This window comes from Stutzerimonas marianensis (assembly GCF_022810315.1).
Classification (GTDB): domain Bacteria; phylum Pseudomonadota; class Gammaproteobacteria; order Pseudomonadales; family Pseudomonadaceae; genus Stutzerimonas; species Stutzerimonas marianensis.
This window is the reverse complement of sequence record NZ_JALGRD010000021.1, coordinates 1-15,370: the sequence shown is the minus strand read 5'-3', so window position 1 is coordinate 15,370 and position 15,370 is coordinate 1. Positions and strand designations below refer to the sequence as shown.

Annotated in this window: 11 protein-coding genes and 1 tRNA gene; all 12 read right to left on the bottom strand. The window is 58.1% G+C overall.

The genetic code is table 11. The features are described 5' to 3' along the window. Window positions 1-58 precede the first annotated feature (58 nt). The 12 genes from fusA to MST27_RS21890 all read right to left on the bottom strand — a co-directional run bounded on the left by fusA (window position 59) and on the right by MST27_RS21890 (window position 15,272). Entirely contained in the window at window positions 59-2,188 is a 2,130-nt protein-coding gene (gene fusA, locus MST27_RS21945) for an elongation factor G (RefSeq protein WP_243607986.1), read from the bottom strand. A gap of 30 nt (window positions 2,189-2,218) precedes the next feature. After that, window positions 2,219-2,689 carry a 30S ribosomal protein S7 gene (gene rpsG, locus MST27_RS21940; RefSeq protein ID WP_021209382.1) on the bottom strand — a complete coding sequence of 157 codons (471 nt, stop codon included), beginning with the start codon at window positions 2,687-2,689 and terminating at the stop codon, window positions 2,219-2,221. 98 nt (window positions 2,690-2,787) lie between these two features. Further along, window positions 2,788-3,159 (bottom strand): 30S ribosomal protein S12, encoded by a 372-nt coding sequence (gene rpsL / locus MST27_RS21935; protein WP_003280832.1) that lies wholly within the window; start codon window positions 3,157-3,159, stop codon window positions 2,788-2,790. A gap of 137 nt (window positions 3,160-3,296) precedes the next feature. Further along, window positions 3,297-7,496, bottom strand: a complete 4,200-nt coding sequence (gene rpoC / locus MST27_RS21930) for a DNA-directed RNA polymerase subunit beta' (RefSeq protein WP_243607985.1) — start codon at window positions 7,494-7,496, stop codon at window positions 3,297-3,299. 65 nt (window positions 7,497-7,561) lie between these two features. Beyond that, window positions 7,562-11,632 carry a DNA-directed RNA polymerase subunit beta gene (rpoB, locus tag MST27_RS21925; RefSeq protein WP_243607984.1) on the bottom strand — a complete coding sequence of 1,357 codons (4,071 nt, stop codon included), beginning with the start codon at window positions 11,630-11,632 and terminating at the stop codon, window positions 7,562-7,564. 220 nt (window positions 11,633-11,852) lie between these two features. Continuing rightward, complete coding sequence (gene rplL / locus MST27_RS21920) at window positions 11,853-12,221, bottom strand: 50S ribosomal protein L7/L12 (protein ID WP_181082251.1); 369 nt, start codon at window positions 12,219-12,221, stop codon at window positions 11,853-11,855. A 74-nt stretch (window positions 12,222-12,295) separates the two neighbouring features. Continuing rightward, window positions 12,296-12,796, bottom strand: coding sequence for a 50S ribosomal protein L10 (gene rplJ, locus MST27_RS21915; RefSeq protein ID WP_243607983.1), 501 nt, complete (start codon window positions 12,794-12,796; stop codon window positions 12,296-12,298). 206 nt (window positions 12,797-13,002) lie between these two features. Continuing rightward, the gene (gene rplA, locus MST27_RS21910; protein WP_243607982.1) at window positions 13,003-13,698 is read right to left on the bottom strand and encodes a 50S ribosomal protein L1; all 696 of its coding nucleotides are present in this window, start codon (window positions 13,696-13,698) and stop codon (window positions 13,003-13,005) included. Next, entirely contained in the window at window positions 13,699-14,130 is a 432-nt protein-coding gene (gene rplK, locus MST27_RS21905) for a 50S ribosomal protein L11 (protein ID WP_243607981.1), read from the bottom strand. Between the two features lie 113 nt (window positions 14,131-14,243). Then, complete coding sequence (gene nusG, locus MST27_RS21900) at window positions 14,244-14,777, bottom strand: transcription termination/antitermination protein NusG (RefSeq protein ID WP_019342058.1); 534 nt, start codon at window positions 14,775-14,777, stop codon at window positions 14,244-14,246. Window positions 14,778-14,786: 9 nt separating this feature from the next. Further along, window positions 14,787-15,155: a preprotein translocase subunit SecE gene (secE, locus tag MST27_RS21895; protein ID WP_243607980.1), complete on the bottom strand. Its 369-nt coding sequence runs from the start codon at window positions 15,153-15,155 to the stop codon at window positions 14,787-14,789. A 41-nt stretch (window positions 15,156-15,196) separates the two neighbouring features. Further along, window positions 15,197-15,272 (bottom strand) — tRNA-Trp (locus tag MST27_RS21890). Window positions 15,273-15,370: the final 98 nt, after the last annotated feature.

The window sequence follows — 15,370 nt, the reverse complement described above, 5'->3', positions numbered from 1 at the left end:
TGTTACGTTCGAATTTCTCTTTAGCCACGACAGTAAACCTCTTACTTAAAGGGCTGAATCAACCTTGTTTTTTAACCAGCGCTTCGACGATGTTCGCCGGAGCCTCTGCGTATTTGGAGAATTCCATGGAGTAGCTGGCGCGACCCTGGGACATGGAACGGACGTCGGTAGCGTAACCAAACATCTCGCCCAGCGGAACTTCGGCGCGGATAACCTTACCGGACACCGAATCTTCCATACCCTGGATCAGGCCACGACGACGATTCAGGTCGCCCATCACGTCACCCATGTAATCCTCAGGCGTCACCACTTCTACCTTCATGATCGGCTCAAGCACCTTACCGCCACCCTTCTGGGCCAGCTGCTTGGTTGCCATGGAGGCGGCCACCTTGAACGCCATCTCGTTGGAGTCGACGTCGTGGTAGGAACCATCGAACACGGTCGCCTTCAGACCGATCAGCGGATAGCCGGCTACGACGCCGTTCTTCATCTGCTCTTCGATGCCCTTCTGGATCGCCGGGATGTATTCCTTCGGAACCACACCACCCACGACCTCGTTAGTGAAGACCAGGCCTTCGGTGATGTTGCCCTTGTCGTCGACGTCCGGCGTCGAGAAACGGATCCAGCAGTGGCCGAACTGGCCGCGACCACCGGACTGACGAACGAACTTACCTTCGATCTCGACATTGTCCCTGGTGATGGTTTCACGGTAGGAAACCTGCGGCTTGCCGATATTGGCCTCAACGTTGAACTCGCGCTTCATGCGGTCAACGAGAATATCCAAATGGAGTTCGCCCATACCCGAGATGATGGTCTGGCCGGTTTCTTCGTCGGTCTTGACGCGGAATGAGGGGTCTTCCTGAGCCAGCTTGCCCAGTGCAATACCCATCTTCTCCTGGTCAGCCTTGGTCTTCGGCTCGACGGCTACCGAAATAACCGGCTCCGGGAAGTCCATGCGTTCGAGAATGATCGGCTTGTCCGGATCACATAGCGTCTCACCGGTAGTGACATCCTTCATACCGATCAGAGCTGCGATATCGCCCGCACGTACTTCCTTGATCTCTTCACGCTGGTTGGCGTGCATCTGGACCATACGACCAACGCGCTCTTTCTTGCCCTTGACCGAGTTGATCACCGACTGGCCAGACTCGAGCACACCCGAGTAAACCCGCACGAAGGTCAAAGTACCCACAAACGGGTCGGTCGCGATCTTGAACGCCAGGGCCGAGAACGGCTCGTTGTCGTCGGCATGACGCTCGTCATGGATCTCGTTGTCTTCGGTGCTGTCCGGGTGAACGCCCTGGATAGCAGGGATTTCGGTCGGCGCAGGCAGAAAGTCGATAACGGCGTCAAGAACGAGCGGCACACCCTTGTTCTTGAACGAGGAGCCGCAGACAGCCGGAACGATCTCACTGGCCAAGGTACGCAGACGCAGACCAGCCTTGATTTCCTCGACCGAGAGATCACCCTCTTCGAGGTACTTGTTCATGAGCTCTTCATTGGCCTCGGCAGCGGCCTCAACCATGTTGGAGCGCCACTCGTTGGCCAGGTCCATCATTTCGGCGGGAATCTCTTCCTCGCGATATGTGGTGCCCTTGTCATCGTCGTTCCAGTAGATCGCCTTCATCTTGATCAGATCGACCTGACCTTCGAAGTTTTCCTCAGCGCCAATCGCCAGCTGAATCGGAACTGGAGTGTGACCCAGGCGACTCTTGATCTGACCGACGACACGCAGGAAGTTGGCGCCCTGACGGTCCATCTTGTTCACGTAGACGATACGCGGAACGCCGTATTTGTTGGCCTGACGCCATACGGTTTCGGACTGCGGCTCCACACCGGAAGTACCGCAGAATACGACGACAGCACCATCGAGCACGCGCAAAGAGCGCTCCACTTCAATGGTGAAGTCAACGTGACCGGGAGTATCAATGACGTTTACACGGTACTTGTCAAACTGGCGACGCGAGCCTTCCCAGAAGGTCGTGATCGCAGCGGACGTGATGGTGATACCGCGCTCCTGCTCCTGAACCATCCAGTCGGTGGTCGCGGCGCCATCATGCACCTCGCCCATCTTGTGGCTCAGGCCTGTGTAGAACAGGATCCGCTCGGTAGTGGTAGTCTTGCCCGCGTCAACGTGGGCACAGATACCGATGTTACGGTAGCGGTTAATTGCTGTAGTACGAGCCATAAAGCCCTCGCGAGTTATTGACGCTGAAAATTAGAAGCGGTAGTGCGAGAAGGCCTTGTTGGCTTCAGCCATACGATGCACGTCTTCGCGCTTCTTGACTGCAGCGCCTTTACCTTCAAAAGCATCCACCAGCTCTCCCGCAAGACGCAGGGCCATGGACTTCTCACCGCGCTTGCGCGCAGCGTCGACCAGCCAGCGCATGGCCAGCGCGTTACGACGGGAAGGACGCACTTCGACCGGGACCTGATAAGTAGCACCGCCGACACGGCGGGACTTCACTTCGACCAGCGGAGCGATGGCGTCGAGTGCTTTTTCGAAGATTTCCAGGGGGTCGCTGTTCTTGCGTTCTTTGACCTTGTCCAGAGCACCATAAACAATACGCTCGGCAACGGCCTTTTTGCCGCTCTCCATCACGTGGTTCATGAACTTGGCCAGGATCAGACTTCCGTACTTCGGATCGTCAAGGATCTCGCGCTTGGCTGCTACACGACGTCTTGGCATTGATAAGCCCTCAAACGGTCTTCAGGTTAGCTCGGGACTATAACGATGAGGTTACGCCCGACCTTACTCTTATCGACTCAGAAAAATAGAAAATACGATTACTTCGGACGCTTGGCGCCGTACTTGGAACGGCCCTGCTTACGATCCTTCACGCCGGACGTATCCAGCGAGCCGCGCACGGTGTGGTAACGCACACCCGGAAGGTCCTTTACACGACCGCCACGGATCAGCACGACACTGTGCTCTTGCAGGTTATGACCTTCACCACCGATGTACGAGGCGACTTCATAGCCATTGGTCAGACGAACACGGCACACCTTACGCAGTGCGGAGTTCGGTTTCTTTGGCGTGGTGGTGTACACGCGAGTGCACACACCACGACGCTGCGGGCAGTTCTGCAGCGCAGGGACGTCGCTCTTCTCGACGACGCGCTTACGCGGCTGACGTACCAGCTGGTTGATCGTTGCCATCTACTAGCTCCACTGTTGTCTTTCGACACAAACGAAAAATGGCAGGGCATGAGCCCCGCCAAATTAGGGGTACAAGAGTCTAAAGACCTTCCTGCACACCGTCAAGGCAAGCCCCGGTTCGCACCGAGGCTAACCCATCAGTTGCTGCTCGAGTTGAGCGCTTCGGTCAGCGCTGCTTCGACTTCGTCAGCGCTCACACGGACCGGCTTCTCAGCATCACGCTTGCGCTTGCGCTCGCTGTGGTACTGCAGACCGGTGCCGGCTGGGATCAGGCGACCCACGACGACGTTTTCCTTCAGACCTCGCAAGTAGTCGCGCTTGCCGGTAACGGCAGCCTCGGTGAGCACCCGCGTGGTCTCCTGGAAGGACGCAGCCGAAATGAACGACTCGGTCGACAACGAGGCCTTGGTGATACCCAGCAATACGCGGGTGTATTTGGAGCCAAACTTGTCGTCCACCGACAGACGCTCGTTCTCTTCCAGCACCTGCGTCAACTCCATCTGATCGCCCTTGATGAAGCTGGAATCACCCGACTCCGCCACTTCCACCTTACGCAGCATCTGGCGCAGGATGGTCTCGATGTGCTTGTCGTTGATCTTCACGCCCTGCAGGCGATAGACGTCCTGGATCTCGTTGACGATGTAGCGCGCCAGCGCACTCACCCCCAGCAGGCGCAGGATGTCATGCGGGTTGCTCGGACCGTCGGAGATGACCTCGCCCTTGTTCACCTGCTCGCCTTCGAAGACGTTGAGGTGGCGCCACTTGGGAATCAGCTCCTCGTATGGATCGCTGCCATCGGTCGGTGTGATCACCAGGCGACGCTTGCCCTTGGTTTCCTTGCCGAAGGAAATCGTACCGCTGATTTCCGCCAGGATCGACGGCTCTTTCGGACGACGCGCCTCGAACAGGTCGGCGACACGCGGCAGACCACCGGTAATGTCACGGGTCTTGGAAGTCTCCTGCGGGATACGCGCGATGACGTCGCCCACATTGATTTCCGCACCATCGGCGACACCGACCAGGGCGTTAGCTGGCAGGAAGTATTGCGCCGGCACGTCGGTACCCGGCAGCAGCAGCTCCTTGCCATTGGCATCGACCATCTTGATTGCCGGACGGATGTCCTTGCCGGACGCCGGGCGATCCTTCGGGTCCATGACCTCAATGTTGGTCAGGCCGGTCAGCTCGTCGGTCTGACGCTTGATAGTGATGTTTTCTTCCATGCCGACGAAGGTCACGACACCCTTCATTTCGGTGACGATCGGGTGCGTGTGCGGATCCCACTTCGCCACGACCGTACCGGCATCGACCTTGTCGCCTTCCTTGATGGAAATGACGGCACCGTACGGCAGCTTGTAACGCTCGCGCTCACGACCATAGTCGTCAGCGACTGCCAGCTCACCGGAGCGGGAAACGGCAATCAGGGCACCATCGGCACGCTCGACATATTTCAGGTTGTGCAGGCGGATAGTGCCACCGTTCTTGACCATGACATTGTCGACGGCCGAGGTACGGCTCGCCGCACCACCGATGTGGAAGGTCCGCATGGTCAGCTGGGTGCCCGGCTCACCGATCGACTGCGCGGCGATGACACCGACGGCCTCACCGATGTTGACCTGATGCCCACGGGCCAGGTCGCGACCGTAGCACTTGGCGCAGATGCCGTAGCGGGTTTCGCAGCTGATCGGCGAACGCACCACGACTTCATCGATGCTGTTCAGCTCGATGAAATCCACCCACTGTTCATCGATCAGTGTGCCGGCCGGGACGAGAACCTCTTCGGAACCCGGCTTGAGCACATCACGCGCGATGACACGGCCCAGAACGCGCTCACCTAGCGGCTCGACCACGTCGCCGCCTTCGATGTGCGGCGTCATGTGCAGGCCCTGCTCGGTGCCGCAATCGATCTCGGTCACGACCAGATCCTGAGCCACGTCGACAAGACGGCGAGTCAGGTAACCGGAGTTAGCCGTCTTCAGTGCGGTATCCGCCAGACCCTTACGAGCACCGTGGGTCGAGATGAAGTACTGGAGTACGTTCAGGCCTTCCCGGAAGTTCGCGGTAATCGGCGTCTCGATGATCGACCCATCCGGCTTGGCCATCAGGCCACGCATACCAGCGAGCTGACGGATCTGAGCGGCGGAGCCCCGCGCACCGGAGTCAGCCATCATGTACATCGAGTTGAACGAGTCCTGCTCGGCCTCGTTGCCTTCACGGTCGATGACCTTCTCTTTCGAGAGGTTGGCCATCATCGCCTTGGAGACTTCGTCGTTGGCCTTGGACCAGAGGTCGATCACCTTGTTGTACTTCTCACCCTGAGTGACCAGGCCGGAGGCGTACTGCGACTCGATTTCCTTCACTTCCTCGGTAGCGGCGTCGATGATGCGCGCCTTCTCTTCCGGAATGACGAAGTCGTTGACGCCGATGGAGACGCCGGAAATCGTCGAGTAGGCGAAACCGGTGTACATCAGCTGGTCGGCGAAGATGACGGTATCCTTCAGGCCGACCGTGCGATAGCACAGGTTGATCAGCTTGGAGATCGCCTTCTTCTTCATCGGCTGGTTGACCACCTCGAACGGCAGCCCCTCGGGCACGACCTGGAACAACAGTGCACGGCCAACTGTGGTGTCTACGATGCGCGTATTGCGGGTGATGCTGCCATCGCGTGCCTTGATGGTTTCGCTGATGCGCACCTTGACGCGGGCGTGCAACGAAGCCTCGCCAGCGCGGAAGACGCGATCGACTTCCTGCAGGTCGGCGAATACGCGGCCCTCACCCTTGGCGTTGATCGCTTCACGGGTCATGTAGTACAGACCCAGGACCACGTCCTGCGACGGGACGATGATCGGCTCGCCGTTAGCGGGCGAGAGGATATTGTTGGTCGACATCATCAGCGCGCGGGCTTCCAGCTGAGCTTCCAGCGTCAGCGGGACGTGCACGGCCATCTGGTCACCGTCGAAGTCAGCGTTGTACGCCGCACAGACCAGCGGGTGCAGCTGGATCGCCTTGCCTTCGATGAGTACGGGCTCGAACGCCTGGATACCCAGACGGTGCAGGGTCGGAGCACGGTTGAGCAGCACGGGATGCTCGCGGATAACTTCGGCGAGCACGTCCCAGACCTCTGGCAGTTCGCGCTCGACCATCTTCTTGGCTGCCTTGATGGTGGTAGCCATGCCACGCATTTCCAGCTTGCCGAAGATGAACGGCTTGAACAGCTCGAGCGCCATCTTTTTCGGCAGACCGCACTGATGCAGGCGCAGGGTCGGGCCGACGGTGATGACCGAACGACCGGAGTAATCCACGCGCTTACCGAGCAGGTTCTGACGGAAGCGGCCCTGCTTGCCCTTGATCATGTCGGCGAGCGACTTGAGCGGACGCTTGTTGGAGCCGGTGATCGCTCGGCCACGACGACCGTTGTCGAGCAACGCGTCGACTGCCTCCTGCAGCATGCGCTTTTCGTTGCGCACGATGATGTCCGGCGCCGACAGGTCGAGCAGGCGCTTGAGACGGTTGTTACGGTTGATCACGCGGCGGTACAGATCATTGAGATCCGACGTCGCGAAACGACCACCGTCGAGCGGAACCAGCGGGCGCAGATCCGGCGGCAGCACGGGCAGAACGGTCAGCACCATCCACTCGGGCAGGTTGCCCGAACCATGGAAGGCTTCCATCAGCTTCAGCCGCTTGGACAGCTTTTTGATCTTGGTTTCGGAGTTAGTCTGCGGGATCTCTTCACGCAGACGACCGATCTCGTGCTCGAGATCGATCTCGTGCAGCAGTTCGCGCACGGCTTCGGCGCCCATGCGCGCGTCGAAGTCGTCACCAAACTCTTCGAGAGCTTCGAAGTATTGCTCGTCGTTGAGCAACTGACCCTTTTCCAGGGTCGTCATGCCCGGATCGATGACCACGTAGCTTTCGAAATAGAGCACACGCTCGATGTCACGCAGCGTCATGTCCAGCAGCAAGCCGATGCGGCTCGGCAGCGATTTCAGGAACCAGATATGGGCGACCGGCGAGGCCAGTTCGATGTGCGCCATGCGCTCGCGGCGCACCTTGGCCAGCGCGACTTCGACGCCGCACTTCTCACAGATGACACCACGATGCTTGAGGCGCTTGTACTTTCCACACAAGCACTCGTAATCCTTGACCGGACCAAAGATCTTGGCGCAGAACAGACCGTCACGCTCAGGCTTGAACGTACGGTAGTTGATGGTCTCTGGCTTCTTGACCTCACCAAAGGACCAGGAACGGATCATCTCGGGCGAAGCCAATGCAATCTTGATGGCATCGAACTCTTCGATTTGACCCTGGTTTTTCAACAGATTCAGCAAGTCTTTCAAGGCCTTTCCTCCTCACGGACCTGCAATGACCGGCTGCTGCCGGTCATTGCATAGGCGGTGCGTGGTTATTCGGTTTCCAGATCGATGTCGATACCGAGCGAGCGGATTTCTTTGATCAACACATTGAAGGACTCCGGCATGCCGGGCTCCATGCGGTGATCGCCGTCCACGATGTTCTTGTACATCTTGGTCCGCCCATTCACGTCGTCCGACTTGACCGTGAGCATTTCCTGCAGGGTATAGGCAGCACCATAGGCCTCCAGTGCCCAGACCTCCATCTCCCCGAAACGCTGTCCACCGAACTGCGCCTTTCCGCCCAGCGGCTGCTGGGTGACCAGGCTGTAAGAACCGGTGGAACGCGCGTGCATCTTGTCGTCGACCAGGTGGTTCAGCTTGAGCATGTACATGTAACCGACGGTCGTGGTGCGCTCGAACTTGTTCCCGGTCCGACCATCGAACAGCTGCATCTGGCCGCTTTCTGGCAAATCCGCCAGCTTCAGCATGGCCTTGATTTCGCGTTCCTTGGCACCGTCAAAGACCGGCGTAGCCATCGGCACACCACCACGCAGGTTCTTGGCGAGATCGAGCACCTCTTGATCGCTGAAGCTTTCCAGGTTTTCCTGGCGCCCACCGATCTCGTTATAGATCTCGTTGAGGAACTGACGCAGCTCGGCGACCTTGCGCTGCTCATCCAGCATGCGATTGATCTTTTCGCCCAATCCTTTGGCCGCCAGGCCAAGATGGGTTTCAAGGATCTGACCGACGTTCATACGCGACGGAACGCCAAGCGGGTTGAGCACGATGTCGACCGGGGTACCGTTTGCGTCATGCGGCATGTCTTCGACCGGCATGATGACCGAGACCACACCCTTGTTACCATGACGACCGGCCATTTTGTCGCCCGGCTGGATCCGGCGCTTGATCGCAAGGTAGACCTTGACGATCTTCAGCACGCCCGGCGCCAGGTCATCGCCCTGTTGAAGCTTGCGCTTCTTGTCCTCGAACTTGTCATCGAGCAGCTGGCGACGATCGGACAGGTAAGCCTGCGCCTTTTCCAACTGTTCGTTGAGTGCGTCATCGGACATGCGCAGCTTGAACCACTGACCATGCTCCAGGCCATCGAGCACCTCGTCGGTGATCGTCGTGCCCTTCTTCAGCCCAGCACCGCCCTCGGCGGTAGTGCCAACCAGGGCCGAGCGCAAACGCTCGAAAGTCGCCCCTTCGACGATGCGGAACTCCTCGTTGAGGTCCTTACGAATCTCGTCGAGTTGCATCTTCTCAATGGCCAGCGCACGAGAATCGCGCTCGACGCCGTCACGGATAAAGACTTGCACGTCAATGACGGTGCCTTTGGTGCCGGTCGGGACACGCAGCGAGGTGTCTTTCACATCGGACGCTTTTTCGCCGAAGATCGCACGTAGCAGCTTTTCTTCCGGGGTCAGCTGGGTTTCGCCTTTGGGCGTGACCTTGCCAACCAGGATGTCACCCGGGCCAACTTCGGCACCCACGTAGACGATACCGGCCTCGTCCAGCTTGTTCAGCGCCGCCTCACCCACGTTCGGGATGTCCGCCGTGATTTCCTCTGGGCCAAGCTTGGTGTCGCGCGACACACAGGTCAGCTCCTGGATATGAATGGTCGTGAAACGATCTTCCTGGACCACACGCTCCGAGAGGAGAATCGAGTCCTCGAAGTTGTAACCATTCCAGGGCATGAACGCGACGCGCATGTTCTGCCCGAGCGCGAGCTCACCCATGTCGGTCGAGGGACCGTCAGCCATGATATCGCCACGCGCGACCACATCACCTTTGTTCACCAGCGGACGCTGGTTGATGCAAGTGTTCTGGTTGGAGCGGGTGTATTTGGTCAGGTTGTAGATGTCGACACCCGCTTCGCCGGTTTCGACTTCATCGTCACGCACACGCACCACGATACGACTGGCGTCGACCGAGTCGATCACACCACCGCGGCGAGCCACGACGCACACGCCAGAGTCACGTGCGACGTTACGCTCCATGCCGGTACCCACCAACGGCTTGTCGGAACGCAGGGTCGGCACGGCCTGACGCTGCATGTTCGATCCCATCAGGGCGCGGTTGGCATCGTCATGCTCGAGGAACGGAATCAGCGACGCCGCAACAGAAACGACCTGCTTCGGCGATACGTCCATCAAGGTGACATCTTCCGGCGCCTTGACGGTGAACTCGTTCTGGTGGCGCACAGCAACCAGCTCGTCGACCAACTTGCGGCCGTCCAGCTTGGCACTGGCCTGAGCGATGACATGGTCCGCTTCTTCGATCGCGGACAGGAACACGATCTCGTCAGTGACCTCGCCATCCTTGACCACGCGGTACGGGCTTTCAAGGAAACCGTACTGGTTGGTGCGGGCATAGGCAGCCAGCGAATTGATCAGACCGATGTTCGGACCTTCCGGGGTTTCGATCGGGCAGACGCGGCCGTAATGGGTCGGGTGTACGTCACGCACCTCGAAGCCAGCACGCTCACGAGTCAGACCACCCGGGCCGAGCGCGGATACGCGCCGCTTGTGGGTGATCTCCGAAAGCGGGTTGTTCTGGTCCATGAACTGCGAGAGCTGGCTGGAACCGAAGAACTCCTTCACGGCCGCCGCGACAGGCTTGGCGTTGATCAGGTCCTGCGGCATCAGGCCTTCACTCTCGGCCATCGAGAGACGTTCCTTAACGGCACGTTCGACGCGTACGAGACCTACACGGAACTGATTCTCGGCCATCTCGCCAACACAGCGAACACGACGGTTACCGAGGTGGTCGATGTCATCGACGATGCCTTTCCCGTTGCGGATGTCCACCAGCGTCTTGAGCACCGCAACGATGTCTTCGCGGCTCAGCACGCCCGGACCTTCGATTTCGGTCCGCCCGATGCGACGGTTGAACTTCATCCGGCCAACCGCAGACAGATCGTAGCGTTCGGAAGCGAAGAACAGATTGTTGAAAAGCGTTTCGGCGGCATCCTTGGTCGGCGGCTCCCCAGGACGCATCATTCGATAGATTTCGACCAGAGCCTCGAGCTGATTCGTGGTCGAGTCGATCTTCAGCGTGTCGGAGATGAACGGACCGCAGTCGATGTCGTTGGTGTAGAGGGTTTCGAAACGAACAACCTGAGCCTTGACCAACTTAGCCAGGATATCCACGGTCAGCTCGGTATTGCACTCGGCAATGATCTCGCCAGTTGCCGGATGCACGATCGCCTTGGCCGTGGTGCGGCCCAGAACGTACTCCATCGGCATATCGAGCGCCTTGATGCCAGATTTGTCGAGCTGATTGATATGCCGCGCAGTGATCCGGCGGCCCTGTTCGACAATGACCTTACCGCTATCGTCCTTGATGTCGAACGATGCGATCTCGCCACGCAGACGCTGAGGCACGAGCTCGAGACTGAGCGTTTCACCCTTCACATGGAATACGTTGGTGTCATAGAACGCATCGAGGATTTCCTCGGTACTGTAGTTCAGCGCGCGCAGGAGCACCGACGCCGGAAGCTTGCGGCGACGATCGATACGCACGAAGACGGCATCCTTAGGATCGAACTCGAAGTCGAGCCAGGAGCCGCGGTACGGAATGATACGGGCGGAGTACAGGAGCTTGCCCGAGCTGTGAGTCTTGCCACGGTCATGGTCGAAGAACACACCTGGCGAACGGTGCAGCTGCGATACGATCACACGCTCGGTACCGTTGATGATGAAGGTACCGTTCTCGGTCATCAGGGGGATTTCCCCCATGTAGACTTCCTGCTCCTTGATGTCCTTGATCGCTTTGCTCGACGACTCCTTGTCGAAGATGATCAGGCGAACCTTGACTCGCAGCGGAACGGCAAAGGTAACGCCGCGCAGGACGCATTCCTTCACGTCGAAAGCCGGATCGCCCAGACGATAGCCGACGTATTCCAGCGCTGCATTGCCGGAATAGCTGATAATCGGAAAAACGGATTTGAAGGCTGCGTGCAAGCCAATGTCGCGGAATTGATCTTTGGTCGCTCCCGCCTGCAGGAATTCGCGGTACGAATCCAGCTGGATGGCCAAAAGATACGGCACGTCCATCACGTGCGGTAACTTGCTAAAGTCCTTGCGGATTCGTTTTTTCTCAGTGTATGAGTAAGCCATCAGCGTTCCCCAGCTTGGTCACCTGCTTGTTTGGCCTCTCCCGACGGGAGCAGCCAGAAAATCTTGCGAATCTCTTCGATTCGCACCGCCCCACTGAGCGGCTTCTCCGTATGAGACTGCTCAAGAACATCAAGCAGCTATAACGGAAAAAGGCCGGTGGCATAAGCCACCAGCCATCAGCCTTACGCGACTCGCTTAGGCTGTAGACGCAAGGTCGTGCTTACTTGAGCTCGACTTTCGCGCCAGCCTCTTCCAGAGCCTTCTTGGCGGCTTCGGCCTCATCCTTGGAGACGCCTTCCTTGACAACGCCCGGGGCGCCGTCAACGACTGCCTTGGCTTCTTTCAGGCCCAGGCCGGTCAGCTCACGAACAGCCTTGATCACGTTCACTTTCTTGTCGCCAGCTTCAGCCAGGACAACGGTGAACTCGGTCTGCTCTTCTGCAGCTGCGGCAGCCGGGCCGGCAGCAGCAACGGTAGCAGCAGCAGCGGTAACGCCAAACTTTTCTTCCATCGCCTTGATCAGTTCAACAACCTGCATCACGGACATTTCGGAAACGGCGTTGATGATGTCTTCGTTGGTCAGAGCCATGACTCTAGTTCCTATCTATTAGGTGATGACCTGAGGTCATCTAAGCAAAAGAAATTCGAACGATGCCGTGCGCCTTAGGCTGCAGCGGCTTCCTTCTGGTCGCGAATAGCCGCCAGCGTACGAGCCAGTTTGCTGGTGGCGCCTTGCATCACGCTCATCAGCTGGGAAATGGCTTCGTCATAAGTCGGCAGAGTTGCCAAAGCGTCGATCTGGTTGGCCGCAATGAACTGACCTTCGAACGCAGCAGCCTTGATCTCGAACTTATCCTGACCCTTGGCGAATTCCTTGAAAATACGGGCAGCAGCGCCCGGATGCTCATTGGAGAAAGCGATAAGGGTCGGGCCTTTGAACACGTCGCTGAGCACATCGTACTGAGTGCCTTCAACGGCGCGGCGGAGCAAGGTGTTACGTACAACGCGCACGTATACCCCTGCTTCGCGGGCCTCTTTACGGAGTCCGGTCATGGCGCCTACGGTCACGCCACGGGCATCAGCCACAACAGCGGACAGGGCAGCTTTGGCAGCCTCGTTGACTTCAGCGACGATGGCCTTCTTGTCTTCGAGTTTAATTGCCACGGGTGTTTACTCCTGGTTACCGGTTCGCCCAGTCGAAACCGGGCGGGTTTTGGTGTCTGATTCGGTAGAATCGGGAGCACCTCTGCGTAGGCCTGAAGAAGCAAAGCCTCTACGGTTTAAGACGAGTGTCGCCTACGGTCTTGGATAGCCCCCGCCAGGCAGGGACCCCAATATTTCGCCGTGACGCGCCGCGTCACGGCTTTGTTTTAGGCTTCGAGAGAGGCCTGATCGATGATCAACCCAGGCCCCATGGTGGTGCTCAGAGTGACCCGCTTGACGTAGATACCTTTGGACGTCGACGGCTTCAGGCGCTTGAGATCCGACAAAAGAGCCTCGACGTTCTGCTTCAACTGACCAGCTTCGAAGCCCACCTTGCCAACGGAGGTGTGGATGATGCCGTTCTTGTCAGTACGGAAACGAACCTGACCGGCCTTGGCATTCTTGACCGCAGTTGCGACATCAGCGGTAACGGTACCCACTTTCGGGTTGGGCATCAGTCCACGAGGACCAAGAACCTGACCCAGCTGGCCAACTACGCGCATCGCATCTGGAGATGCAATGACCACGTCATAGCTGAGATCACCGCCTTTCATTTCCGCAGCCAGATCATCCATACCAACACGATCAGCACCCGCGGCCAGAGCGGCCTCGGCGCCTGCACCCTGGGTGAATACCGCCACACGAACAGTCTTGCCAGTGCCGTTCGGCAGCACGGTAGCGCCACGTACAACCTGGTCAGACTTACGAGGGTCAACGCCCAGATTGATCGCAATATCAAAGGACTCGGTGAATTTCACCGCAGACAGCTCTGACAGCAACTTCGCGGCGTCCTCGAACGCGTACTGCTTGCCGGCCTCGACCTTGGCAGCGATAGCCTTCTGGCGCTTGGTCAACTTAGCCATTTACACACCCTCCACGTTCAGACCCATGCTCCGAGCGGAGCCGGCAATTGTGCGCACGGCCGCCTCGAGATCAGCAGCGGTAAGATCAGCATTCTTGGTCTTAGCGATCTCTTCCAGCTGAGCACGGGTAACGGTGCCGACCTTCTGGGTGTTAGGACGAGCAGAGCCGCTAGAGATACCAGCAGCCTTCTTCAGCAGAACGGCTGCCGGCGTGCTCTTGGTCTCAAAAGTAAAGCTACGATCGCTATAAACGGTAATGATCACCGGCGTCGGCAGACCCGGCTCTTGACCTTGAGTGCGAGCGTTAAACGCTTTACAGAATTCCATGATGTTCACGCCATGCTGCCCCAGGGCAGGGCCGACCGGCGGGGACGGGTTGGCCTGACCGGCCTTAACCTGCAGCTTGATGTAAGCCTGAATTTTCTTAGCCATAAATACTCCGTTGTGGGTAAGTAGCGCCTACCGGCTCCCCATTTCACTCGAATATCCCAGTGACGACAAAACCCCGCAGCCGTTAACTGCGGGGTGTGGGATTCTTGTTTCAGCTAGACCTTTTCGACCTGACTGAACTCCAACTCGACCGGCGTAGAGCGGCCAAAAATCAGAACGGCAACCTGTATCCGACTCTTCTCGTAATTGACCTCTTCAACCACACCATTGAAATCAGCGAACGGGCCATCAGCCACTCGCACAACCTCACCGGGCTCGAAAAGGGTTTTGGGTTTCGGCTTATCGCTCCCGTCAGCCACGCGACGCAAGATAGCCTCAGCCTCTTTATCAGTAATTGGAGCCGGCTTATCCGCCGTTCCGCCAATGAACCCCATGACTCGCGGGGTATCCTTGACCAGGTGCCAAGCACCTTCGGCCATATCCATCTGAACCAGGACATAGCCCGGGAAAAATTTGCGCTCGCTCTTGCGCTTCTGACCATTGCGCATCTCGACCACTTCTTCAGTCGGGACGAGAATCTCGCCGAAATGGTCTTCCATACCAGCAAGCTTGATCCGCTCGATCAAGGAGCGCATGACATGCTTCTCGTAACCCGAGTAAGCATGTACCACATACCAACGCTTAGCCACGGGACACCTTTACCCTACGATCAGAGAAACCAGCCAACCGAGCAGGGAATCAAGCCCCCACAACAGCAGCGCCACAACCAACACAACCGCCACAACGATCAAGGTGGTCTGCGTGGTCTCTTGACGGGTCGGCCAAACGACTTTTCGAATCTCGACGCGCGCTTCTTTAAGCAAGACGAAAAAAGCACGACCCTTAGACGTTTGCAAAGCGACCAACGCAGCCACCACAGCAAACACGATCAGCGCGAGAACTCTATACAGAATCGGTTCCGCAGCGTAATACTGGTTACCAACAACCGCCACAACCACCAAAGCAGCCACAACCAGCCACTTCATCAGATCGAAGCGCGAGTCTTTGGCTTCTGCTTTGACATTCATCTGCTAGAACCCTGTAAATACTGCCAAATTCGTGCTGAAGATGGCAGGCCAGGAGGGAATCGAACCCCCAACCTGCGGTTTTGGAGACCGCCGCTCTGCCAATTGAGCTACTGGCCTAACAAGAGTCAGGCCGACTATTATGCCGGCCTGAATTGATCAGATCAATCGATTATTCGACGATCTTGGCGACCACGCCGGCACCGACGGTACGGCCG

What these genes read in the sequence shown, in the direction of transcription:
- rpoB (WP_243607984.1), bottom strand. Translation starts at nt 11,632, where the DNA reads ATGGCTTACTCATACACTGAGAAAAAACGAATCCGCAAGGACTTTAGC.
- secE (WP_243607980.1), bottom strand. Translation starts at nt 15,155, where the DNA reads ATGAATGTCAAAGCAGAAGCCAAAGACTCGCGCTTCGATCTGATGAAG.
- rplK (WP_243607981.1), bottom strand. Translation starts at nt 14,130, where the DNA reads ATGGCTAAGAAAATTCAGGCTTACATCAAGCTGCAGGTTAAGGCCGGT.
- rpsL (WP_003280832.1), bottom strand. Translation starts at nt 3,159, where the DNA reads ATGGCAACGATCAACCAGCTGGTACGTCAGCCGCGTAAGCGCGTCGTC.
- rplA (WP_243607982.1), bottom strand. Translation starts at nt 13,698, where the DNA reads ATGGCTAAGTTGACCAAGCGCCAGAAGGCTATCGCTGCCAAGGTCGAG.
- rpsG (WP_021209382.1), bottom strand. Translation starts at nt 2,689, where the DNA reads ATGCCAAGACGTCGTGTAGCAGCCAAGCGCGAGATCCTTGACGATCCG.
- fusA (WP_243607986.1), bottom strand. Translation starts at nt 2,188, where the DNA reads ATGGCTCGTACTACAGCAATTAACCGCTACCGTAACATCGGTATCTGT.
- rplL (WP_181082251.1), bottom strand. Translation starts at nt 12,221, where the DNA reads ATGGCTCTGACCAACGAAGACATCATCAACGCCGTTTCCGAAATGTCC.